The following is a 23,752-nucleotide window of genomic DNA, read 5'->3' on the forward strand; positions in this document are numbered from 1 at the left end:
TCGAGGCGATGCCTGTGCACTTCGGCAGGCATCGCTTTTTTTATCCCTTTCTTTTTCCCCAAAGAGTCATTACCCTTCCGGATTGTTTAACAGGTCGTCCGGTTCGTAATGCAAAAATTCACCTTAATACTTCTTAGCCTGGTGCTGCTGGCGCCGCTGGGCATTGATCTTTACCTCCCTACATTGCCGCAAATCGCCGAAGGTCTTAATAGCCCGGTGAGCCTTATCCAAATCACAATTCCCCTGTTTTTATTGGTGATGGGCATCGGCCAACTGATTACCGGTCCGCTGGTGGATAATTTTGGTCGCAAGCCGATCGCCTTGATTGGTCTGGCGCTTTACATCGTTGGCAGCGCGATAGCCGCTACCAGCACGCTGTGGCCGGTGTTCTTCCTCGCCCGCATCATTCAGGGCTGTGCCGTGTGCTGCACTGCGGTGGTGGCATTCAGTGGCGTGCGCGATCGTCTCAGCGGCGAAGATGCCGCACGCGCTTACGGCTTTCTCAATGGTGCGCTGAATATCGTACCTGCGCTGGCACCGCTGCTTGGCGGGATTCTGGCTGAAGCCTACGGCTGGCGTATGCCGTTCTGGTTCCTGTGCGGCTATGCGGTGGTGATCGGCTTGATCGTGATGCTGTGGCTGCCGGAAACGCGTCCCGCAGACACGTTGCGCGTTAAAGGTTTACCGCTGGCGCAGTACGCTGCCATCGCCCGTGAACCGCGCTTCCTTGCCTTTGCTTTTGCCAATGCCGGCGCGCTAGGCATGGTGCTGACCTATGTGTCGCTGGCACCACACGTGCTGATGACCGAAGGCGGCCTGACGCCGCTACAATTCTCATTTGCCTTTGGCGCCAATGGTTTTTGGATCATGCTGGTTAGCGCTTTCGTGAACAAAACCATTCGTAAAGCGGGACGTCCATTCTGTCTGGCGATGGGTTTCGCCACCATGTTAATCGGCGCGATTCTGTTAATGATGGGTACAACGTTGTTACCGGCAGCGTGGCAAAACCATTGGTCGCTGTACATGATTCCGGTGGCGGTTTCCGTTGCTGGCCTGGCGTTCACGGTCGGTCCCGCAACCAGCTACGCGCTGGAGCCTTATCAGCAGCAAGCGGGCGTTGCTTCTGCACTGCAAGGATTTATTCAGATGGCGTGTGGTGCAGGCGGCAGCATGGCAATCGTGGCGTTGCCCGTTGCGGAGAAATCATCACTGGCACTGATGATGCTGCTGGGTGCAGCGCTGGCCATGACCGCCTGGCGCTGCAGCAAGAAGATGCACGGTCGCGTGACCGCGCTTAAATAACCTCAACCGGAACGCGTGGCGCGAGCGCGCACATCAGCTCGTAGCCCACAGTTCCGGCGGCTTTTGCCACCTCATCGATCTTCACCTGATTGCCCCACAGCTCAACCTTCGAACCGATACCGGCCTGCGGGCAAGGTTCCAAATCGATCATCATCATGTCCATGGAGATGGCGCCGAGCGTTTGCGTGCGGATGCCATCTACGCTGACTGGCGTGCCGGTTGGCGCATGACGCGGATAACCGTCAGCGTAACCGCAGGCGACAATACCAATGCGCTGCGCGCCGCTGGCGTGATAGCGATAACCGTAGCCCACGCCTTCACCGGCGTTCAGCTGCTGCACGCCAATGATTTCGCTGTTGAGCGTCATCACCGGTTGCAATCCGGTGCTGGCGATATCCTGCCAGTCACCGCTCGGTGACGCACCGTAGAGAATAATGCCGGGACGCACCCAATCAAAATGCGCTTCAGGATGCCACAGCGTAGCCGCTGAGTTAGACAGGGAACGCGGGCAACCGAGCCCTTCCGCCGCCCGTTCAACGCATTTCATCGGCTCAACCAGACCTTGCGGATTCTCTGCATCGGCAAAGTGCGCCATCAACGTCATTTCACCGACGTTCGGCAAAGCACGCAGTTTCTGCCACGCCGCATGCGCCTGCTCTGGACGGAAACCAAGTCGATTCATGCCGCTGTTGATTTTGAGGTAAACATCGACCGGTGCCGACAGTTGCGCTTTGGCCAGCGCCTGAATTTGCCAGTTGCTGTGTACGCTGGTGGTGAGGCGATAGCGGTCGATCAGCGCTAAATCATCAGCATGGAAGAAGCCTTCCAGCAGCAGGACCGGCTTTTTCCAGCCCTGCTCCCGCAGCAAGATCGCTTCTTCCATATTCAGCAGCGCAAAGCCGTCGGTTTCGGCCAGACTTTGCCACACGCGGGCCACACCGTGACCATACGCATTGGCTTTCACCACCGACCAGACGCGTGATTGCGGTGCCGCCTGACGTACGACAGCCAGATTATGACGCAGTGCCTGTTGATTGATGGTGGCACCGGTTGGACGTGACATGCTTTTACTCTCCCTGAGGTCTCAGCGCGCCGCGCTGGCGTTACGCAGCGGCGAAGAATGTGGCTCAAAACCTGGCAGGTAGCGCAGCACTGACAAATCATCTGCGGCAATCGCCGGTTTCTGACCGGAAATTAAATCAGCCAAAAGCTGACCGGAACCACAAGCCATCGTCCATCCCAGCGTACCGTGCCCGGTATTGAGATAGAGATTGGAGAGCGGCGTGCGCCCAACAATCGGCGTACCGTCTGGCGTCATTGGACGCAATCCGGTCCAGAACGTGGCCTGTTCGACAAACCCGCCTTCAGGATAGAGATCGCGGACCACCATCTCCAGCGTTTCGCGTCGTGCCGGCAACAGTTTGGTGTTAAAACCAACAATTTCTGCCATGCCGCCCACGCGAATGCGATCGTCAAAGCGCGTAACCGCCACTTTGTAGGTTTCGTCGAGGATGGTGGAAACCGGTGCAGCGTCAGCGTTCTTGATCGGGATGGTCAACGAATAACCCTTCAGCGGATAAACCGGGATGGCGAGGATGTCTTTCAGCAGCGCGGTGGAATAGGAACCGAACGCCACCACGTAAGCATCGGCTTTAATCACCTCATCGCCACACTTCACGCCATAAATGCGATTGCCCTCGCGCAGCAACTGATCAACCGACGTGTTATAGCGGAAGGTCACGCCCGCCTCCGCCGCCATTTCGGCCAGGCGCTGAGTAAACAGCTGGCAGTCGCCGGTTTCGTCGTTAGGGAGACGTAAACCGCCGGTGAGTTTATGCGCCGTCGCCGCTAGCGCGGGTTCGACATTTTTCAGCTGATGCGCTTCCAGTAACTCATAGGGAACGCCCGCATCGCGCAGCACGGCGATATCTTTGCTGGCGCTTTCGAACTGTTGCTGCGTACGGAACAGCTGTAGCGTGCCGCCCTGACGACCTTCATAGGCGATGCCGGTGCTGGCGCGCAGTGTTTTCAGGCAGTCGCGGCTGTACTCCGCGATACGTACCATGCGGCTTTTATTCTCTTGATAGTGCTGCATGTCGCAGTTACGCAGCATATTCCACATCCATTCCAGCTGGAACTTACTGCCATCGAGACGAACCGCCAGCGGCGCGTGACGCTGGAACATCCATTTGACCGCTTTCAGCGGAACGCCCGGTGCCGCCCAAGGCGCGGCATAGCCCGGTGAGATCTGCCCCGCATTACCGGCGCTGGTTTCCAGCGCGGCGGCAGGCTGACGATCGATAACCGTGACCTCATGTCCGGCCTGCGCCAGATACCAGGCGCTCGCCACGCCTACAACACCACTACCAAGAATCACTACGCGCATAAGCCCCTCGTCGCAGCAAAAGAATAATTAACTATTAACCAAGCCCAAGACAGCATAACCCGACCGCCACTTAAATCTTACATTCGACCGACTTATTTCACATGTTTTTTACCTGGCTGCACACTGAAATCATGCAATAGAGCCAAAATCAGGATTTTTTATGCCTTAAATCCCTTAATCAGCAATTTATTATGCGGATGGCAGCGGTTTTGACTTTTTTCAGGAGAAAGCGCCGCAGTCATACAATCCACTTATAAACAGAACATTGTTCTGACAAATAAAATAAAACCAATATTTGTCATCAGTATCGACTTAACTAACGCTTTTTGAATGATTTTCTGCCAAAAGAATTCGATTGAGATTCAGTTTCGGATAGGCGACAGTGGACTATCATTGAAGTGTTCGCTCAGTTTTATTGGGCCATCTTTACTCAGGATGAGGCCTTAAACGATCGTGACAGGTAATTCCTGCCGCTTGCAAAACAGAGGTGCGCTATGACGACAATCTTTGACGAGCCAACCCGCAACAGTAAACGACTCAGTGATGGTCCCGACTGGACTTTCGAATTGCTGGATGATTATCTGGCGGAAATTGACCGCGTAGCCAAAAGTTACGGACTGGAAACCTATCCGCACCAAATTGAAGTGATCACCTCCGAACAGATGATGGATGCCTACTCCAGCGTGGGTATGCCGATCAACTATGCACACTGGTCGTTCGGCAAGAAATTCATCGAAACGGAACAGCGCTATAAGCACGGTCAGCAAGGCCTGGCGTATGAAATCGTCATCAACTCCAACCCGTGTATCGCCTATTTGATGGAAGAGAACACCATGACCATGCAGGCGCTGGTGATGGCGCACGCCTGTTACGGTCACAACTCGTTCTTCAAAAATAACTATCTGTTCCGCAGCTGGACCGATGCCAGTTCCATCGTGGATTACCTGCTCTTCGCCAGAAATTACATTACCGACTGCGAAGAGCGCTACGGCGTGGAGGAAGTTGAGCGGCTGCTCGATTCCTGCCATGCGCTGATGAACTACGGCGTGGATCGCTATAAACGCCCGCAGAAAATTTCGCTGCAGGAAGAGAAAGCTCGCCAGCAGAGCCGCGAAGAGTATTTGCAGAGTCAGGTGAATACGCTATGGCGTACGCTGCCGCGTAAAGAGAAGGAGTCGGTGCATATTGAGGCATCGCGCTACCCTTCTGAACCGCAGGAAAACCTGCTCTATTTCATGGAAAAAAATGCGCCGCTGCTGGAATCCTGGCAACGTGAAGTGCTGCGCATTGTGCGTAAAGTTAGCCAGTATTTTTATCCGCAGAAACAGACGCAGGTAATGAATGAAGGCTGGGCCACGTTCTGGCACTACACCATCCTTAATCATCTGTATGACGAAGGCAAAGTGTCGGAGCGCTTTATGATGGAGTTCCTGCACAGCCACACCAACGTGGTGTATCAGCCGCCGTATAACAGTCAGTGGTATAACGGCATCAACCCGTATGCGCTGGGCTTTGCGATGTTCCAGGACATCAAGCGTATCTGTCAGACGCCAACCGAAGAAGACCGCTACTGGTTCCCGGACATTGCTGGTTCGGACTGGCTGAAAACCATGCATTTCGCCATGCGCGAGTTTAAGGATGAGAGCTTTATCAGCCAGTTCCTGTCACCGAAGGTGATGCGTGATTTCCGTCTGTTCACGGTAATGGATGATGACCGCAACAATTTCCTCGAAATTGCAGCTATCCATGATGAAGCGGGTTATCGCGCCATACGTCAGCAGTTGTCGGCGCAGTACAATCTGAGCAATCTGGAACCGAACATTCAGGTCTACAACGTGGATTTACGTGGCGACCGCTCACTGACGTTGCGTTATGTGCCGCAACAGCGTGCGCCGCTCGATAAGAGCCGCAAAGAAGTGTTGAAGCATGTGCATCGTTTGTGGGGCTTTGATGTGATTCTGGAGCAACAGAATGAAGACGGCAGCGTCGAGTTGCTGGATCGTTCACCCGCGCGCGGCCCAACGCTATAAAGCAAAAAACCGGACTGTTGAGGTCCGGTTTTTCTTTTATCGCTTGCTGGCTAAATCGTCCGGCATGCTTTTCTGCATCTTATGCCAAATCTCACCGCTGCGGCGTCCGTATTCACGCACGCTATCGACAATCTGCTCCTGCGATGGGTTGGCCACGCACAGGTCAGCCAATTGGCGATAGAAGTTACGCGCCAGTTCACGCGCTTCCAGGCTGGAGAAATAGTGACGACCAACGCGGGTATACAATCCTTTCAGGCCATTCAAAATCAGACCATAAATCGGGTTGCCCGAAGCAAACGCCAGGCCGCGGAACACGCGATAATCGAGCTCGGTATAGGCTTCGGCTTTATCTTCCTCGATCAGCGCATTCTCAAGCACTTCACGCGCTTTTTCTGGATGATGACGCAGCGCACGGCTGATAAAAATCGACGAGATGTTGGTGCGCACCGACAGCAAATTATCAATCAACTGCGGGACGCTATCGTGATCGAGTCGGGCCAGGGTTTCGAGGATGTTTAAACCGGAGGTTTCCCAGAAATCGTTAACGCGCGTCGGTTTGCCATGTTGAATGGTCAACCAGCCATCGCGCGCCAGACGCTGCAACACTTCACGCAACGTGGTGCGTGTCACGCCAATTAGTTCAGAAAGCTCACGTTCGGCAGGTAGAATGGATCCCGGCGGAAAACGACTGTTCCAGATGCTTTCAATAATATACTCTTCAGCAAATCCCGCGGGGCTCTGCGCCTTAATCACCATAGCATTTATTTCTCGTTGCTTTCTTTATCGTAATGCGACTCATCATACCAGAGCGGCTATAGCGGAAATAGCCTGCCAACCGATTAAAAGCGCGCGCTGGCGCAAAATTCAGCCGTGAATTCAGAGGAAATTCCCCGGTCAGGCACACGTTTGCGCTGCGTCTGAGGCTTGCATTTATCGGATGAAGCGCCTGACTGGATCTTTTTTGGCCTCAACGCGACTTAAGTCATTTTTGTACATGATTTTTTCCCGTTACCTGGCTGGCACGGTTGCGCTTTTGGTTTACACTGCGAAACATTAACGGTTACAGGAAAAGCAATATGTTGCGATATTTGAATCAATGCTCGCGTGGACGCGGTGCCTGGCTTCTGCTGGCCCTGACGGCGTTGGCGTTTGAATTGACGGCGTTGTATTTTCAGCACGTGATGGGGCTGCAACCCTGCGTAATGTGTATTTATGAGCGTTGCGCGCTGTTTGGCGTGATGGGCGCGGGCATTGTGGGCGCTATTGCGCCGAAAACACCGCTACGCTGGGCGGCCATTCTCATCTGGATCTACAGCGCAATTGAAGGCACGCGCCTCTCTTACGATCACACCATGATTCAACTGCATCCCAACCCGTTTGTCACCTGCGACTTTGCCGCGCGTTTCCCAACCTGGTTGCCGCTGGATAAATGGTTGCCTTCTGTATTCGTAGCGAGCGGTGATTGCGCTGAGCGCGGCTGGACCTTCCTGACCTGGAGCATGCCGCAGTGGATGATCGTGATTTTTGCCGCTTATCTGCTGGTGGCGCTGCTGGTGCTGATTGCACAACCGTTCAAACCGAAACGCCGCGATCTGTTCGGACGCTAAGCACAAACAAAACAGGCAGCCTTGGCTGCCTGTTCTATGTTTAACCGTTGCGATCCGGTCGATCGATTATATGCTCTTCCCAATCCCGCACTTCACTCTCACGCACCGCAATAAAACGCACGGAAATACGCTGGGCATGCATCGCCTTTTTAGAACCGGCGATCAGCGGATGCCACGCCGGCAAGGTTTTACCTTCTCCTAACACACGATAGGCGCAGGTGCGCGGCAGCCATTCAAAACTGGTGAGGTTTTCACGCGTCAACTTGATGCAATTCTCTTCCAACTCAAAACGATGCTCGTAGTTACGACACTGGCAGGTTTTGATATTCAGCTGATTGCAGGCCACGTTGGTGAAGTAGATTTCGTCGGTGTCCGCATCCTGCAACTTATTCAGGCAACATTGGCCGCAGCCGTCGCACAGGGATTCCCACTCTGCGTCGTTCATTTGGTCAAGGCGTTTAGTCTGCCAGAAAGGTTGTTCAGTCATGATGGCGGTCCGGGTTAGCAAAGAGACCGCACCTTATAAAGGTTCAGGTGCGGTGATGCAAGTTTTACAGAACGCGTGTCGAAATACCGTGACCGGCCAGCGTGATTTCCAGCTTATCGCCAGAACGCATCGGGCCAACGCCTTCAGGCGTACCGGTCAGCACGACATCGCCTGCGCGCAGGGTGAAATACTGGCTCATATAGGCAATCAGCGGCAAAATTTTGTGGATCATATCGGCGGTCGTGCCGTGCTGGCGCACTTCGCCGTTAACAATCAGCTTCAGTTCGGTGTCCTGAGGATCGCCGCTAAACTCAGAAACGGGAATAAAACCCGACAGCGGACACGAGTTATCGAAACCTTTGGATTTTTCCCACGGTTGGCCCGCTTTCTTCAAACCGGCCTGCACGTCGCGTAAGGTCAAATCCAGCGCGACGCCATAGCCAGCAATCGCCTTCGCAACGTGCTCTTCGCTCGCCTGTTTCAGCGTTGAGCCAATCAGCACCGCCAGCTCAACTTCATGATGCACTTCACCAAAATTTGCCGGAATCGACAGCGGCTGGCGCAAATCGCAGACCGCAGTTTCCGGTTTGATAAACACCACCGGTTCGGTTGGCGTGGCACTTCCCATCTCCTTTATGTGCTTCGCATAGTTGCTGCCGACGCAAACCACTTTGCTGACCGGATAATCCAACAGAGCGCCCTGCCAGTTACGATGCTGATACATGCTATTCCCCTGCTTTGGTTGTGTTTGCCGCCAGTGCATCTGGCGATGAAGTCTGGCTCAGTGCCGGAACGCGGCAGGCTGAGGTGGAATATATTAGCGGGTTTATGGCGGCTGGCGTGGCGGAAATTGTCAAAAGTCGTTAATCGTATACAACAAAATCAGCTAAACGCTTGGATAATTGCCCGCAATAAAGGGTTAAAGCGGGCAGTTAATTAACGCAAATAGCACTGATTATTTCTACAGGATATATTTACAGATGAATCTGAATTAATCTTTTTTACCCTGATCGAGATGAATGTTGAGCAGACTTTCAACCGGTGGTGGAATTTGCAAATAATAGCCGTGTTCGCTTAAACCTTGCTTAACTTTATTGATATCCGCGTTAGCCAGCTTGTCACACTTATCCAGCGATAACACCATTGCCAGCTGGGGTTTGCCGAAGCCACGCAGCAGTTCTTCCGGTACCCGTGAGAAATCGTCTTTTTTTTCAACATACAGATAAGTCTGTTCACGTTGCGGGCTTCTGTAGATCACACAAAACATATTTTTTACTCGAATTAACCGATGGCGTCACTTGCCTGAATATAGCAGTAACTATAACATGCTTGCAGAACTTCGAATATTGACCGTTTGATGTTAATGCCGATTTTATCGGCGTACATTTAAGGGTCGTAAAACAGGACTGAGTCAGCACAGATGTCGCAAACGCCAATCGAATTCAAGGGAAGCAGTTTTACCCTGTCAGTCGTTCATCTGCATCATTCGCAACCCGAGGTGATTCGTCAGGCGCTACAGGACAAAATCGATCAGGCACCTGCCTTTTTGCTGAATGCGCCGGTGGTGCTGAATGTTTCTGCGCTAACCGGCGACATTAACTGGAAACAGATGCAACAAGCGGTGATGGCGACCGGTCTGCGTATCGTCGGTGTCAGCGGTTGCAAAGATGAAGCCCTGAAAAAAATGATTGCCCGCGCGGGTTTGCCGGTACTTTCAGAAGGTAAAGAGAGCCGCAAACAGGCTGCGGCTCCCGTGGTTGAAGCCGCTCCGGTTGTTCCAGCGGTGATCGCTGAAGCCGCCAGTAAAACCCGCATCATTAATACGCCGGTGCGTTCGGGCCAACAGATTTATGCGCGCAATGCCGACCTCATCGTCACCAGCAGCGTCAGCGCCGGTGCCGAACTGGTCGCCGACGGCAACATCCATATTTACGGCATGATGCGCGGTCGCGCGTTGGCCGGCGTCGGTGGACAACGCGACAGCCAGATTTTTTGCACCAACCTCGCCGCAGAGTTGGTCTCTATTGCCGGGGAATATTGGATGATGGATCACATTCCGGCGGAATTCTTTGGTAAAGCGGCGCGTTTGAGTCTCCAAGATGGCGCGCTGACCATTCAGACACTTAATTAAGCCCCTTTTCTTTCGTTAAGGAAATCAACATTTATGGCACGCATTATTGTAGTTACATCGGGTAAAGGGGGCGTTGGCAAGACCACGTCAAGCGCGGCCATCGCCACCGGCTTAGCGCAGAAAGGCAAAAAAACCGTCGTCATCGATTTCGATATCGGCCTGCGTAACCTCGATTTGATCATGGGCTGTGAACGCCGCGTGGTGTATGACTTTGTTAACGTCATTCAGGGTGACGCGACGCTGAATCAGGCGCTGATTCGCGACAAGCGTACAGAGCAGCTTTATATTTTGCCGGCTTCACAGACGCGCGATAAAGATGCGCTGACGCGTGAAGGCGTTGAGAAAGTGCTGAACGATTTGGCGGCGATGGAGTTCGACTTTATCGTCTGCGACTCACCAGCAGGTATCGAAACCGGCGCGCTGATGGCGTTGTACTTCGCTGATGAAGCTATCATCACCACCAACCCGGAAGTCTCTTCAGTACGTGACTCCGACCGTATTCTCGGCATCATCTCTTCGAAATCCCGTCGTGCAGAGAACAGCCAGGATCCGGTGAAAGAGCATCTGCTGCTGACCCGTTACAATCCTGGCCGCGTTACCCGTGGCGATATGCTGAGTATGGAAGACGTGCTGGAAATTTTGCGCATTCCACTGGTTGGCGTCATCCCGGAAGATCAATCTGTCCTGCGCGCCTCTAACCAGGGTGAGCCGGTGATCCTCGACGCAAACGCTGACGCCGGTAAAGCCTATGCTGATACCGTAGATCGCCTGCTTGGCGAAGAACGCCCCTTCCGCTTTATTGAAGAAGAGAAGAAGGGTTTCCTTAAACGCCTGTTCGGGGGATAACCAATGGCATTACTTGATTTCTTTTTATCCCGTAAGAAGAACACAGCCAATATAGCCAAGGAAAGGCTGCAAATTATCGTAGCCGAACGCAGAAGGGGCGACAGTGAGCCCCACTATCTGCCGCAGCTGAAGCGCGATATTTTGGAAGTGATCTGTAAATACGTAAAAATTGACCCGGATATGGTGACCGTTCAGCTGGATCAGAAAGGGGATGATATCTCCATCCTCGAGCTCAACGTAACGCTGCCGGAGCCGGAAGACGTTCCTAAATGATTAAAGCGGTTTCCTGATTTTCCCCTGCGGTGTCGCGCAGGGGAAAATGCTCGCGTTAAAGTACCTGCAGAATCTCGTCGATACCCGCTTTCAGCAAATCGCCCCGCCAGCCTGTCTGTAATTCAGGTGTGCGCGACGCGGTTTTCAATCCCCAATGCACACTCAGCACCTGATTGATCTGGCGACGTGATGCCAGCAGTTCCTGACTGAAACCACTCTCTTCACTTACCTGTTGCACCAGCGCTTTAATGGCTTTGAACGCCTGCTTGTAGTGCGGATGATCGATCAGATTAGGCAGCGGTGGCGGCAAGGTTGATTCATCCTGCGCCTGCGCTTCAGCCACCAGTGCCACCATCGCTTTACCGTGGAAGCGGATTTCATGGCCGTTCAGACCTAAATGATCCAGCTCACCAAGGCTTCCTGGCATAAAGCGCGCCACTTTCCACAGATTCTCTTCGCGTACCACGAAGTTCACCGCCATATCTTTTTGTCGGGCGATGTTTAAACGCCATGCCGCCAGACGCTGCAACGCCGCCAGCTGACGCGGACGCAGCTGCCACGCATTGGTGATATCGCGCCAGGCTTCTTCCGGCTGCAGCACATCGAGGCGACGCTGGCACAGCAAATTGCATTCGCTTAACGCCGCCGCCATGTTGCCGGCTTCCTCGGTTTGCGCCACCAGCTGATGGGCAATCGGCAGCAGATAGGCGACATCGGCGGCGGCATATTCGCATTGACGCTCGGTCAGCGGACGCGCCAGCCAATCGGTACGAGACTCACTTTTATCCAGCTCAATCTTGTTGAAATGCATCACCATCGAGGCAAAACCCCACGACAGCGCCTGGCCGCTAAAGGCCGCCAGAATTTGCGTATCAATCATCGGATCGGGCAGGCATTTAAAACGATGCAGGAACACTTCCAGATCTTCGCCACCGGCGTGAAGGAATTTGGTGACCTGCTTATCCTGCAGCAACGCCACAAACGGCGTCCAGTCACTGATATTAAGCGGATCGATCAGGATCAATTGGTCGCCATCAAACAGCTGAATCAGGCCGAGCTGCGGATAGTAAGTGCGTGTACGCACGAATTCGGTGTCCAGCGCCACGGCAGCGTGCTGGCGTGCCTTCTCGCACACGGCGGCCAGTTGGTCATTTTGGTCGATCAGGGTGTAATTCACGTTGTCTTTCTCGCTGCGGCAAACTACGCGCAGCGCTCCATGTTAAAAGCAATAAAAACGCCGGACTGTGCCGGCGTTAACCTGAGGAGAATGGCGCATTACTGCCCTTCTCGCTTCGCCTCATCACGCAATTCGCGACGCAGAATTTTGCCTACATTGGTCTTTGGCAACTCGTCACGAAACTCGATAATCTTCGGCACTTTGTAGCCGGTGAGCTGGCGACGGCAGTGATCCAGCACCTCTTCTTTGGTCAGTGAGGGATCTTTCTTCACGATGCACACTTTAACCGCTTCGCCCGACAGATCGCTGGGAACACCAATCGCCGCAGCTTCACGCACTTTCTCGTGCTGCATCAGCACATCTTCGATCTCGTTAGGATACACGTTAAAGCCTGACACCAGAATCATGTCTTTCTTACGATCAACGATGCGAATAAAGCCTTCGCTATCAACGGTAACAATATCACCGGTATGCAGCCAGCCATTTTTCAGCACTTCATCGGTCGCATCAGCGCGCTGCCAGTAGCCAGTCATCACCTGCGGACCGCGAATACACAGCTCGCCCGGTTCGCCTGGCGCGACATCCTTGTCTTCATCATCGACGATGCGCACATCGGTGGACGGCACCGGCAAACCAATGCTGCCAGTGTGACAGGTAATGTCATATGGATTCACTGACACCAGCGGCGAACACTCGGTCAGGCCGTAACCTTCCAGCAGATAGTGTCCGGTAAGTTTTTCCCAGCGCTCGGCGACCGCTTTTTGCACCGCCATGCCGCCTCCTGCAGACAGGCGCAGCGTGGAGAAATCGAGCTTATTAAAATTGGCATCATTCAGCAGTGCATTGAACAAGGTGTTCACGCCGGTGATCGCAGTAAACGGGAACTTGCTGAGCTCTTTGACAAAGCCGGGAATATCGCGCGGATTGGTAATCAGCAGGTTGGTACCACCAAGATCGAGGAACAGCAGCCCATTCACCGTCAGCGCAAAAATGTGGTAGAGCGGCAGCGCGGTCACCACTTGCTCTTTGCCCGGACGCAGCAGCTTGCCGTAAGTGGCTTTGGTCTGTTCCAGATTGGCCTGCATATTGCGGTGCGTCAGCATCGCGCCTTTGGCCACGCCAGTGGTGCCGCCGGTGTATTGCAGGAAGGCGAGATCGTCATTGGTTACGGTCGGGCGTTGATAGGTCATCTGTTCGCCCTGCGACAAGGCGCTGCGGAACGGCACCGCGCCCGGCAGATGGTATTTCGGCACCAGCTTTTTCACATATTTCACGACGAAGTTTACCAGCGTGGCTTTCACCGGCGCCAGCTGATCGCCCATACGCGTTAACATCACATGCTTGATCGGCGTTTCGGCCACCACTTTTTCCAGCGTGTGGGCAAAGTTCGAGACGATGACAATGGCGCTGGCACCGCTATCAACTAGCTGATGCTTGAGTTCACGCGGCGTGTAGAGCGGATTGACGTTCACCACCACCATGCCAGCGCGCAATACGCCAAACAGCGCGACGGGATATTGCAGCAGGTTTGGCATCATCAGCGCCACGCGATCGCCCTGCTTCAAACCTAAACCTTGCTGCAGCCAGGCGGCAAAAGCGCGGCTCTGCTTTTCCAGCTGCCGATAGGTCATTGGCTGGCCCATATTAATGAAAGCCACCTGATCGGCGTATTGTTCTGCTGCGTGCTCGAAAAGTTCGACCAATGAAGCGTAACGATCCGCATTAATTTCCGCAGGGACATCTGCTGGATAGCGTTTGAGCCAAACCTTATTCAAAGAATCACCCCGATAATCTTGTTGCGTAGCCATCGCCGCCTCGACAATCAATGTTGTTAACAATATTTTAACTGATTGTACCAGTTTGCCTGTTTCGGCATTTTCAGGTTGCGAAGCGCATCACTAAATTTCGCGCATCGGTTGCGCGCCCAATAAAAAGGCCCGTTCGCAAGCACCGCGACCGGGCCGTAAATAACATAATAAAAAACTTACTCGGTAAGGATTGTTTGCACCTGCGCCGGTTGGCCGAGGTTCATGCCCCAATAGGGATTCGGTCCCCAATATCCCGCACGATGGCGCGTTGGGCCATACCAGATATACGGATCAATCGGCTGCGGTGGCGTCATCACCTGTTGCGTCAGATGCCAGCGCTGATAACCGCGCACATCGATCACCACAAAGTTGTAGCTGGCCTTACCAATATCGCCTTTCTCAATGCCTTTGATGTTGCCCAGCACCGTGATGTATTGGTTATTCAAATCGACCGGATCGACAAAGCCACGGATATCGGCAAAGATGCGGCCAACTGAGGCTGCACCCAAACGCGGACGCGCGCTCTCATCCAGCGGTTGGGTCGCAATCTCTACGCGAGTTAAGTCGTTAAGATTGGTGACTTTCACCACTTTCCCGCCGAAGCGTGCTTCCTGGCCGACAAACAGTTGCGGCGCGTTCATCACGCGCAGTAAATCTTGCTGTGGAAGCTCAGAACTTCCTTTAATTGAATCTGGCACCGAAACACAGCCGCTGAGCAGCATTGCGCAGGCTAACAGAGCGCCAGACATCCCTTTACGACTTATTGGCATAGCACTTCTCCTGTTATTTCTCTGATTAGACTGAGCTCGCGAAGATAAGTTGCGCGCGACTTAGCGTCCCGGCAACTTTTTCCATGCCACTTCATTGCGCAGATAAACCGGCTCAGCATTCTCCACCGCGACCGCTTCGTCACGCTGCCAGGCGCTGAGCGCCAGCGGCAGCATATCTTCGGCGGCAGGTAATAACACGTCTGAAGCAATAAGCTGAGCGCCTGGTGAGGTCAACAGATGCGGATAGGCTTGCCAGCCGGTGCCAACGGCAGTCCATTCGCCGCTTAATGCCGCAATACGTTCCTGTGCTACTTCGGGTTTGATCACCGCTTCGGTTTCCGCACCCAGCCATTCGCCGTTTTCGTCGCGCTGATATTCAGCCCAATAGAGTTCACCCATACGCGCGTCAATCGCCGCCAGCACGCGGGTTGCGCCGGTTAAACGCCACGCGCCCTGCGCCATAGTCGCTAATGAGGAGACGCCGATCATCGGCAGATTCGCGCCAAGTGCCAGCCCTTGAGCAATACCAATGCCGATACGCACACCGGTGAAACTGCCCGGACCCCGGCCAAACGCCAACACGTCAAGCGCGGTCAGATCCAGCTGCTGCGCCTGCAACAGCTCCTGCACCAGCGGCAGAATACGTTGGGTGTGATCGCGCGGGGCGATTTCAAAGCGGGCATCAATCTGCTGCAGATTTTGCAGCGCGGCAGAACAGGCTTCTGTCGCCGTGTCCAGGGCTAAAATTCGGGCGGACATAACAACCTCAGAGAGTCAAAATGGCGCGCATCTTATCACAGCCTGGCACAAATTAGTGATCCGCAGGCTGACGGACAAATTCGATGGCGCGCGCAATATCGCGGGTGCGCGGCGTGGGCGGCAAACTGTTGAGGAACAGGCCGCCGTAAGGGCGTGAAACTAGGCGCTGATCGCAAATCACCAGCACACCGCGATCTTCCGTATCACGAATCAAACGCCCCACGCCCTGTTTCAGGGTGATCACCGCATCGGGCAGCTGCACATCATTAAAAGGATCGCCGCCACGCAGGCGACAATCTTCCATGCGTGCTTTGAGCAGCGGATCTTCCGGCGAGGTAAACGGCAGCTTGTCGATGATCACTAGCGACAACGCATCGCCGCGCACGTCGACACCTTCCCAGAAGCTGCTGGTCGCGACCAATAGCGCGTTACCGGCTTCGAGGAACTGCTTCAGCAACTGTCCTTTACTGGTTTCGCCCTGCAGCAGCACCGGCAACGTCATCGAAGCGCGAAACTCGATGGCTAACTCGCGCATCATTTTGTGCGAGGTGCATAAGAAGAAGCAGCGGCCTTTGTTGGCATCAATCAGCGGCTTCATCATGCGCGCCAGCTGGCGAGCGCCGCCGGGATGATTGGGTTCCGGCATATTACGCGGCACGCACAGCAGCGCTTGCTGGGTGTAATCGAACGGGCTGTCGAGAATCATGGTGGTGGCGTTATCCACGCCAAGGCGGCTGGAGAAATGGCTCATCTGCTCATTTACCGCCAGCGTGGCAGACGTGAAAATCCACGCCGCTTTGCGGTTATCCATCACTTCCCGGAAACGTTCCGCCACCGATAACGGCGTCAGTGCCAGCGTGAAATGGCGGCTGTTGCACTCATACCAATAGCTGAAGCCCGGCTCATCAATGGCGCGCAGACGTTTCAGGCGCGTGCGATACAGCGCCGCGCGCTCAAAGGCGGCATCCAGCAGCGCGGAGCGCCCGAGCGACAGTTTGATCACGTCGTAACAGAGTTCGAGCGCATCATCCAGCAAGGTAAACATGCGCATGATGTTGTTGTCGCTCAGCAGATCGCGCAGATTGCCGCGAAAGCCCGGCTCGCCGAGCGTCAAACGGAAATCCTGCGCGCACTGCGCCAGGCGGTCGGCAGATTTCTGTAGTTGCTGCACATCCCGCACTTCGGTGCGATAGGCAATGATGATGTCTTTGGCGAGGTCTTGTAGTTGGCGGCTCGACAGCTGCTGACCGAAATATTGGCTGGCGATATCGGGGAGCTGATGCGCTTCATCGAAGATCATCACATCGGCCTCCGGAATCAGTTCACCAAAGCCGCCCTCTTTCACCACCAAATCGGCGAGAAACAGATGATGGTTCACCACCACCACATCGGCGTCCATGGCTTTTTTGCGCGCTTTGACCACGAAGCAATCTTTATACAGCGGGCAATCGCTGCCGAGGCAGTTATCGTTGGTGCTGGTGACGAAGGGCCAGATCGGACTGTCTTCGGCCACGCCGTTGCAGTTGCTGACGTCGCCATCGGTAGTTTCTGACGACCAGCCGCGCACGCTGATCAAATCGCCCAGCGCCTGTACGCTGAGATCACCGCCGGTTTGATTCTGCTGCTCAAGACGTTCGAGGCATAAATAGTTGGAGCGCCCTTTCAGCAGCGCGGTTTTGCCGCTGAACTTCAGGGCGCGCGCGATGGTGGGCAGATCGCGGTTATAGAGCTGATCCTGCAATGCTTTGGAGCCGGTGGAGACGATGACTTTTTTCTTCGCCCGCAATGCCGGCGCCAGATAGGCATAGGTTTTACCGGTTCCGGTGCCCGCTTCCACCACCAGCTCGCCGCCTTTTTTTACCGCCTCGGTGACCGCTTTGGCCATTTGGCGCTGTGCTTCACGCGGTTTAAAGCCCGGAATTGCCTGCGCCAGGGCGCCGTCAGCTGCAAAATCGTCTGCCACACTTCCTCACATCAAAAATAAAAACCACTGTAATTATGTCAGGATTCCCGGCAGGCAACCACAACAGATGACATACGCCCCTGGGATATGGCAGGCTAGCGCAGCAAAATTAAAGGAGAACAGCATGACCATTACGCGTATTGATCCTGAGCACCGCATGTCGGAAGCCGTGGTGCATAACCAAACTGTCTATTACACCAGCGTACCGGAAAATCTGGATGAAGATGCGGAAGCGCAAACTGCCAATGCGTTGGCAGTGATTGACGCCATTCTGACGCGCGTGGGATCGGATAAGAGCAAGATCCTTGACGCCACCATTTTCCTGGTGGAGAAAAGCGATTTCCCGGCGATGAATCGCGCCTGGGATGCGTGGGTTTCACCGGGCAATGCGCCGGTGCGTTGCACCGTGCAGGCCGGTTTGATGAACCCGAAGTATAAAGTCGAAATTAAAATCATCGCCGCGCTGTAAAATCCGTTTGGGCGTTATTCGTTGTCGTCTTCTTCATCCTCGTCATCTTCGAACATCGCCCGAATTGCTTCACCTTTATAGGTTTGACGAATTTCCTGCGCCACTTGCGCAATCGCCTGTCCGCTCGACATACCGCCCGCCATTAATTCCTGGATGCGTTCAACCGCTTGTTGCTGTTGTTCGTGGGATAACGCTGGAAGACCTGTAAACATAATTCACTCCTGGTGCATGGGGGACGCATTATTACCACGTGGAACAAACGGGTGCCAGCAACAAAAAAATATGTCAGGCTAGCGACCTGCTTGCTGAAGTGATTTGTCCCATGATGGTAAAAAGCCTCGTTCTGAAGTATACGCCCGAAACGCTGTTACACCTTTTTGCTCCGCTGGCCCACCAATGCTGGGCGATGTTGCTGACCTCCGGCCAGGCCGATCACGCGGATAACCGCTTTGATATCCTCGCCGCCGACCCGCTCGCCACACTGACCACGCGCGGCGCCAGCACCGAAATTACCTGTGGTGATGGAGTGATTCACTCTGCCGACGATCCGCTGCTGCTGGTACAACAGCAATGCGCCGCGCTGGGTGTTACGCCCGCTTTTGATGCCGATTTACCCTTTCAGGGCGGCGCATTGGGTCTGTTCGGTTACGATTTGGGACGGCGCTTTGAAACTCTGCCGCAGCGTGCGCAGCAGGATCTCACCACGCCGGATATGGCGGTGGGCATTTATGACTGGGCGCTGATCGCCGATCACCATCTGCAAAAACTGACGCTGATTTCGCTCAACGATGCCGAACAGCGCTGGCAATGGCTGCAAGCACAGGTCGCACCGCCAGCCGAGCCCTTCACCTTGACCAGCGAGTGGCAGTCGAACCTCAGTTTTGACGCCTATGCGCAGCGGTTCCACGCGGTGCAGGCTTATATTCAGGCCGGTGATTGCTATCAGGTGAATCTGGCGCAGCGTTTTCAGGCGGGCTATCGCGGCGATGAGTGGCAGGCATTTTTGCGTCTCACGCAGGCTAATCGCGCGCCGTTCAGCGCCTTCCTGCGTTTGCCAAACAGCGCGCTGTTGAGTTTATCGCCTGAGCGTTTTCTCTCTTTACAGCAGCAGGAGATTGAAACGCGTCCAATTAAAGGCACCTTGCCGCGTCTTGCTGATGCCGAAGCCGATCGTTTGCAGGCAGAGAAACTCGCTAACTCAGAGAAAGATCGCGCTGAGAATCTGATGATTGTCGATCTGCTGCGCAATGATATTGGCCGCGTGGCCGTGCCCGGCAGCGTTAGCGTGCCGGAACTGTTCGTGGTCGAGCCTTTCCCGGCGGTACATCACCTGGTTAGCACCGTGCGTGCACGTTTGCCTGATACGCTAAGTGCTACCGATCTGCTGCGCGCCTGTTTCCCCGGCGGTTCGATTACCGGCGCACCGAAGATCCGCGCGATGGAGATTATCGAAGAGTTGGAGCCGCATCGCCGCAATGCGTGGTGTGGCAGCATCGGTTACATCAGCCTGTGCGGCCGCATGGATACCAGCATTACCATTCGCACGCTGATTGCGGAAAACCATCAGCTCTACTGCGCCGCCGGCGGTGGATTGGTGGCAGATAGCGACCTGAACGCCGAATATCAGGAAACCTTTCATAAGGTGAATCGTATTCTGCCCAGCCTGCGCGATGAGACCTGAAATGAGTTTAACCCTTGAGCAGTTCCTCAGCCGCTTTGTCCTGCAACCGCCTTTGCACGTGCCAAAAAGCGCTATCAGCGGACGTCGTGCGGCGGTGCTGGTGCCGGTTATTAGCGGCGCGGAACCTGGCTTACTGCTCACGCGCCGCTCATCACACCTGCGTAAGCACGCGGGACAAGTGGCGTTTCCTGGCGGCATGCAGGATGCCACTGACGCGTCTCTGATCCACACCGCGCTGCGTGAAGCGCAGGAAGAAGTGGGAATTCAGCCGGAGCAGGTACAGATCATTGGCGTGCTGCCGGCGGTAACCAGCAGCACCGGTTTCGCCGTGACGCCGGTGGTGGGCATTATTCCAGCCAATTTTGCTTTGCTGCTTAATCCGGACGAAGTAGAAAGCGCCTTTGCCATGCCGCTTTCGGAAGCGCTGCGTCTCAGCCGTTACAGCGATCTCACCTTACGCCGCGGTCATCGCCAACATCAGGTTTGGTTGTCATGGTATGAGGATTACTTTATCTGGGGCATGACCGCCGGAATTATTCGTGCGCTCGGTCAACAAATCGCCCTGCCGTAAATCCTCTAATGCTCCTCAGTTAAGCGCCTTTCGGTCACCATAAATGGCGACCCTACAGTGGATTGACGCGTTTTTCGTAGGGTGCGCATTAATGCGCACCTGCATACAGATGCATATTAATGCTTAACTAACCAGCAATTTGCCCTAAATCCGCCACTTCGTGAGCCTTTCGCCAGGAAAACCGATCCGCTTCACAACTGTAGAAACGGATAACTATTTCTGTGGTTTATAATTAGTTTATTTCATGCGAAAAGCTGCTCGTTATCCAGCATGGGCGATTACTATTAGCCGCATAAACGGCTTCTGCCGTGCAGAATAAGATTTGTGAGGAGTGTCACCGGTGATTAGTGTTTTTGACATGTTTAAAGTGGGCATCGGCCCATCCAGTTCACATACCGTCGGCCCGATGAAAGCGGGCAAGCAGTTTGTTGATCTGCTGGCCGAACAAGGCAAATTGCAGGACGTGACGCGCGTGGCGGTCGACGTCTACGGTTCACTTTCGCTCACTGGCAAAGGTCACCACACCGATATCGCGATTATCATGGGCCTGGCGGGTTTCGAACCGGCCACCGTGGATATCGATGGCATTCCCGCGTTCATCAAAGACGTGGAGCAACGCGAACGTCTGCTGTTAGCCAAGGGCGCGCGCGAAGTGGATTTCCCCCGTGAAGGCGGCATGGTGTTCCGCAGCGAAAACCTGTCGCTGCATGAGAATGGCATGACGGTGTTCGCTTTCGCTGGCGATGTGATGATCTTGAGTAAAACCTACTATTCCATCGGCGGCGGTTTCATCATTGATGAAGAGCATTTCGGCCAGCCGGTGCTGGACGAGGTTTCTGTGCCGTGGCCGTTCCACTCTGCTAAAGAGCTGCTCAGCCATTGTCGCGAAAGCGGCCTGTCGCTGTCCGGTTTGGTGATGAAAAACGAACTGGCGCTGCATACTCGCGACGAGATTCACGCCTATTTTGGTCATGTGTGGCAAACCATGCAGGCCTGTATCGATCGCGGTCTCAATACCGAAGGCGTGCTACCGGGCCCACTGCGCGTACCACGTCGCGCAGCTTCCTTACGCCGTCTGCTGGTTTCATCTTCTAAGCATTCGAAAGATCCGATGGATGTCATCGACTGGGTGAATATGTTCGCGCTGGCGGTCAATGAAGAGAATGCGGCCGGTGGTCGTGTGGTGACAGCACCCACCAACGGTGCCTGCGGCATCGTGCCGGCGGTGCTGGCCTATTACGATCACTTTATCGAACCCGTTACGCCCGATATCTTTATCCGCTACTTCCTCGCCTCTGGCGCCATTGGCGTGCTGTATAAAATGAACGCCTCGATTTCAGGTGCCGAAGTGGGTTGTCAGGGCGAAGTTGGCGTGGCGTGTTCCATGGCGGCCGCCGGTCTGGCGGAACTGCTCGGCGGCAGCCCGGAGCAAGTTTGCGTCGCGGCGGAAATCGGTATGGAACACAATCTGGGATTAACCTGCGATCCGGTCGCCGGTCAGGTTCAGGTGCCGTGCATTGAGCGTAACGCCATCGCTTCCGTGAAAGCCATCAACTCCGCACGCATGGCACTGCGTCGCACCAGTGAACCGCGCGTGTCGCTGGATAAAGTGATTGAGACCATGTACGAAACCGGTAAGGACATGAACGCCAAATACCGTGAAACCTCACGCGGCGGATTGGCGATTAAGGTCCAGTGCGACTAATACTCCGCTGATGATTAAAGCAACAGTTGACTATTTTTCTGCATCTGTTGCTACCTCCAACTGAGTAAACCAGATACATTGATTTTGAGCGCGGCCCTTTGTGGCCGCGCTTTTTTTAGTGCCGTATTTTTTATTCAGCCGCGCTAAACCTGGCCGCCTCAATGCCGATAACCTACACGTTAATTTGGCTTCAATCTTTGTTTTGCAAGGTGGTTACTGATGCTCATTCCCCAGCAATTTGTGGGTCAATTTCGCCGTAAGCGACTGCTTATCGCGTTAGTGATCGCCTCGCTGGTTCTGGTCCTGACGCTGACTTTTCGCTATATCGAAGAGAAATCGCGCATTGAGCAGCAGTCGCTGAATTTCGCCACCCGCGCGATTGAACGCTTTGATCGCATGTTCTCGCCGCTGGATGTTTCCGCCAACAACACGCTCGGCCTGGTTGGCGTACCTTGCTCACAGGTGCGTTATCCGCTTATTGAGAAAATTGCCGCGCTGCAAACCGTGCGCACCGTTTTGCTGGTGCAGGATGACACGCTCTACTGCTCCAGTATTTTCGGCCCGCAAAACCTCTCCTTCAGCCAAACCTATCCTGAATTAGCCATCAATAATCAGCGCATGATGTTAGCTACGGATAATGATCTGTTGAAAGGATCACCGGTGCTGCTGCTGTGGACGCCCAAATCGCTGGATAACCGCGAAGGCCTGCTGCAAGTCATTAATATTGAATTGATGACTAACTATCTGCTGGAACCGCAGTTGCCGTGGGTGGAGCGTGCGATCTTCAACGTCGGTGGTCAGAGCCTTGAATACGGTAATCCGCTGATTGAGCAAACCGAACCGTCTGAAGATGAAGTGGCTTACGATCAGGCGTCGCTGCGTTATCCGTTCAGCATCACCTTGTATGGCCCTTCTCCCGCCCGGCTGGCGCTCAACACGCTGCCTTCACAGCTGCCGCTGGCGCTGATGCTGAGCCTGCTGATGGGTTATATCGTCTGGCTGGCGACCGCTAACCGCATGAGCCTTAGCTGGCAGATAAGTTATGGCATCACCGCTAACGAATTTATGGTGTATTGCCAGCCGCTGATTAACGCCAAAAGCGGCGAGTGTGACGGCATGGAGCTGCTGCTGCGTTGGCATAACCAACGTCAGGGCTGGATTGCGCCGGACGTGTTTATTCCGCTGGCCGAGCGCCAGAACCTGATCGCGCCGTTAACCCGCTTCGTACTGGCGAAAGTGGTGGATGAGCTGCCCAACCTGCCGCAATGTCCGTCGTTCCATATTGCCATTAACGTTGCCGCCAGCCATTTCCGCGATCGCGCCATTGTGGAAGACCTGCAGAATATCTGGTGGCCCGCCAATCCGATTCCAAAACTGGTGGTCGAGCTGACGGAGCGTGATGCCTTGCCGATTATCGATCAATCGGTGGTGTCGCAGCTGCATGAGATTGGTGTGCGTCTGGCGATTGATGATTTTGGTACCGGCCACAGTTCGCTGGCTTACCTGAAAGACCTCAAGCCAGACGTGCTTAAAATCGACAAGATTTTTACTGCTGCCATTGGCACCGACGCGATCAACGCGACTGTGACCGATATGGTGATCTCGCTGGCGCAGCGTCTGAATATTTCGCTGGTGGCGGAAGGTGTGGAAACCGCCGAGCAGGCGCACTATTTGCGTGAGCGCGGCGTCGACCATCTGCAAGGCTATTTCTACGCGCGTCCCATGCCGATTGAAGATTTCCCGCAGTGGCTGGAGCAGCATCAGGCGCAGTTAAGCGCATAAAAAAA

At 54.5% G+C, this 23,752-nt stretch carries 23 protein-coding genes; 11 read left to right on the forward strand and 12 right to left on the reverse strand.

Features of this window, described 5'->3' with window-relative positions; translation table 11 throughout:
* The first annotated feature begins 108 nt into the window (after positions 1-108).
* The gene (locus tag VIJ98_RS10660) at positions 109-1,302 is read left to right on the forward strand and encodes a multidrug effflux MFS transporter (protein WP_008110369.1); all 1,194 of its coding nucleotides are present in this window, start codon (positions 109-111) and stop codon (positions 1,300-1,302) included.
* Here VIJ98_RS10660 and dadX read toward each other — a convergent pair.
* Positions 1,295-2,365, reverse strand: coding sequence for a catabolic alanine racemase DadX (dadX, locus tag VIJ98_RS10665; protein ID WP_323273883.1), 1,071 nt, complete (start codon positions 2,363-2,365; stop codon positions 1,295-1,297). The two genes, VIJ98_RS10660 and dadX, sit on opposite strands and share 8 nt — an antisense overlap.
* Positions 2,366-2,386: 21 nt before the next feature.
* Positions 2,387-3,688, reverse strand: coding sequence for a D-amino acid dehydrogenase (locus VIJ98_RS10670; RefSeq protein WP_154156349.1), 1,302 nt, complete (start codon positions 3,686-3,688; stop codon positions 2,387-2,389).
* A gap of 494 nt (positions 3,689-4,182) precedes the next feature.
* Between VIJ98_RS10670 and VIJ98_RS10675 the strand changes: the two genes are divergently transcribed.
* Positions 4,183-5,718: a SpoVR family protein gene (locus tag VIJ98_RS10675; protein ID WP_008110374.1), complete on the forward strand. Its 1,536-nt coding sequence runs from the start codon at positions 4,183-4,185 to the stop codon at positions 5,716-5,718.
* A 36-nt stretch (positions 5,719-5,754) separates the two neighbouring features.
* Here VIJ98_RS10675 and fadR read toward each other — a convergent pair whose 3' ends face one another.
* Positions 5,755-6,474 (reverse strand): fatty acid metabolism transcriptional regulator FadR, encoded by a 720-nt coding sequence (gene fadR / locus VIJ98_RS10680; RefSeq protein ID WP_008110376.1) that lies wholly within the window; start codon positions 6,472-6,474, stop codon positions 5,755-5,757.
* 320 nt (positions 6,475-6,794) lie between these two features.
* On the opposite strand from fadR, the gene dsbB reads away from it, so the two are divergent.
* Positions 6,795-7,325: a disulfide bond formation protein DsbB gene (gene dsbB / locus VIJ98_RS10685; protein WP_154156351.1), complete on the forward strand. Its 531-nt coding sequence runs from the start codon at positions 6,795-6,797 to the stop codon at positions 7,323-7,325.
* A gap of 40 nt (positions 7,326-7,365) precedes the next feature.
* Here the strand turns inward: dsbB and VIJ98_RS10690 are convergent, their stop codons facing one another.
* The 3 genes from VIJ98_RS10690 to VIJ98_RS10700 form a co-directional block, all read right to left on the reverse strand.
* Positions 7,366-7,812 carry a YcgN family cysteine cluster protein gene (locus tag VIJ98_RS10690; protein WP_008110381.1) on the reverse strand — a complete coding sequence of 149 codons (447 nt, stop codon included), beginning with the start codon at positions 7,810-7,812 and terminating at the stop codon, positions 7,366-7,368.
* 64 nt (positions 7,813-7,876) lie between these two features.
* On the reverse strand, positions 7,877-8,536 hold the full coding sequence (locus VIJ98_RS10695; RefSeq protein WP_008110383.1) for a fumarylacetoacetate hydrolase family protein: 660 nt from the start codon (positions 8,534-8,536) through the stop codon (positions 7,877-7,879).
* A 267-nt stretch (positions 8,537-8,803) separates the two neighbouring features.
* Positions 8,804-9,079: a YcgL domain-containing protein gene (locus VIJ98_RS10700; RefSeq protein ID WP_154156353.1), complete on the reverse strand. Its 276-nt coding sequence runs from the start codon at positions 9,077-9,079 to the stop codon at positions 8,804-8,806.
* A gap of 153 nt (positions 9,080-9,232) precedes the next feature.
* Between VIJ98_RS10700 and minC the strand changes: the two genes are divergently transcribed.
* The 3 genes from minC to minE are packed head-to-tail and all read left to right on the forward strand — an operon-like array spanning position 9,233 to position 11,062.
* Complete coding sequence (minC, locus tag VIJ98_RS10705) at positions 9,233-9,943, forward strand: septum site-determining protein MinC (RefSeq protein WP_008110384.1); 711 nt, start codon at positions 9,233-9,235, stop codon at positions 9,941-9,943.
* A 33-nt stretch (positions 9,944-9,976) separates the two neighbouring features.
* A complete protein-coding gene (gene minD, locus VIJ98_RS10710) occupies positions 9,977-10,789 on the forward strand; it encodes a septum site-determining protein MinD (RefSeq protein ID WP_007889662.1) in 813 nt (270 codons plus the stop codon).
* Positions 10,790-10,792: 3 nt separating this feature from the next.
* A complete protein-coding gene (minE, locus tag VIJ98_RS10715; protein ID WP_007889661.1) occupies positions 10,793-11,062 on the forward strand; it encodes a cell division topological specificity factor MinE in 270 nt (89 codons plus the stop codon).
* A 55-nt stretch (positions 11,063-11,117) separates the two neighbouring features.
* On the opposite strand, the gene rnd is transcribed toward minE, so the two are convergent.
* The 5 genes from rnd to VIJ98_RS10740 all read right to left on the reverse strand — a co-directional run bounded on the left by rnd (position 11,118) and on the right by VIJ98_RS10740 (position 17,539).
* Positions 11,118-12,239 (reverse strand): ribonuclease D, encoded by a 1,122-nt coding sequence (gene rnd / locus VIJ98_RS10720; RefSeq protein ID WP_323273887.1) that lies wholly within the window; start codon positions 12,237-12,239, stop codon positions 11,118-11,120.
* A 98-nt stretch (positions 12,240-12,337) separates the two neighbouring features.
* Positions 12,338-14,014, reverse strand: coding sequence for a long-chain-fatty-acid--CoA ligase FadD (gene fadD / locus VIJ98_RS10725; RefSeq protein ID WP_139221401.1), 1,677 nt, complete (start codon positions 14,012-14,014; stop codon positions 12,338-12,340).
* A gap of 209 nt (positions 14,015-14,223) precedes the next feature.
* Positions 14,224-14,817, reverse strand: a complete 594-nt coding sequence (locus tag VIJ98_RS10730; protein ID WP_154156357.1) for a Slp family lipoprotein — start codon at positions 14,815-14,817, stop codon at positions 14,224-14,226.
* Between the two features lie 60 nt (positions 14,818-14,877).
* Entirely contained in the window at positions 14,878-15,576 is a 699-nt protein-coding gene (gene tsaB / locus VIJ98_RS10735) for a tRNA (adenosine(37)-N6)-threonylcarbamoyltransferase complex dimerization subunit type 1 TsaB (protein WP_154156359.1), read from the reverse strand.
* Between the two features lie 52 nt (positions 15,577-15,628).
* Positions 15,629-17,539, reverse strand: a complete 1,911-nt coding sequence (locus VIJ98_RS10740; protein WP_008110394.1) for an ATP-dependent DNA helicase — start codon at positions 17,537-17,539, stop codon at positions 15,629-15,631.
* Positions 17,540-17,663: 124 nt separating this feature from the next.
* On the opposite strand from VIJ98_RS10740, the gene VIJ98_RS10745 reads away from it, so the two are divergent.
* Positions 17,664-18,008, forward strand: coding sequence for a RidA family protein (locus VIJ98_RS10745; protein ID WP_061718729.1), 345 nt, complete (start codon positions 17,664-17,666; stop codon positions 18,006-18,008).
* Positions 18,009-18,022: 14 nt separating this feature from the next.
* Here VIJ98_RS10745 and VIJ98_RS10750 read toward each other — a convergent pair whose 3' ends face one another.
* On the reverse strand, positions 18,023-18,220 hold the full coding sequence (locus VIJ98_RS10750) for a YoaH family protein (protein WP_008110398.1): 198 nt from the start codon (positions 18,218-18,220) through the stop codon (positions 18,023-18,025).
* A gap of 110 nt (positions 18,221-18,330) precedes the next feature.
* Here VIJ98_RS10750 and pabB point away from each other — a divergent pair, with 110 nt between their 5' ends.
* From pabB to VIJ98_RS10770, 4 genes are all read left to right on the forward strand, one after another.
* A complete protein-coding gene (gene pabB / locus VIJ98_RS10755; protein ID WP_154156361.1) occupies positions 18,331-19,689 on the forward strand; it encodes an aminodeoxychorismate synthase component 1 in 1,359 nt (452 codons plus the stop codon).
* 1 nt (position 19,690) lies between these two features.
* Positions 19,691-20,260: a CoA pyrophosphatase gene (locus VIJ98_RS10760; protein WP_154156363.1), complete on the forward strand. Its 570-nt coding sequence runs from the start codon at positions 19,691-19,693 to the stop codon at positions 20,258-20,260.
* A gap of 340 nt (positions 20,261-20,600) precedes the next feature.
* Complete coding sequence (locus VIJ98_RS10765; protein ID WP_061718726.1) at positions 20,601-21,965, forward strand: L-serine ammonia-lyase; 1,365 nt, start codon at positions 20,601-20,603, stop codon at positions 21,963-21,965.
* A gap of 219 nt (positions 21,966-22,184) precedes the next feature.
* Positions 22,185-23,747 carry an EAL domain-containing protein gene (locus VIJ98_RS10770; RefSeq protein WP_154156365.1) on the forward strand — a complete coding sequence of 521 codons (1,563 nt, stop codon included), beginning with the start codon at positions 22,185-22,187 and terminating at the stop codon, positions 23,745-23,747.
* Positions 23,748-23,752: the final 5 nt, after the last annotated feature.

It is taken from the genome of Pantoea sp. S18, assembly GCF_045689705.1.
In the GTDB taxonomy this organism is placed as follows: Bacteria; Pseudomonadota; Gammaproteobacteria; order Enterobacterales; family Enterobacteriaceae; genus Pantoea; species Pantoea symbiotica.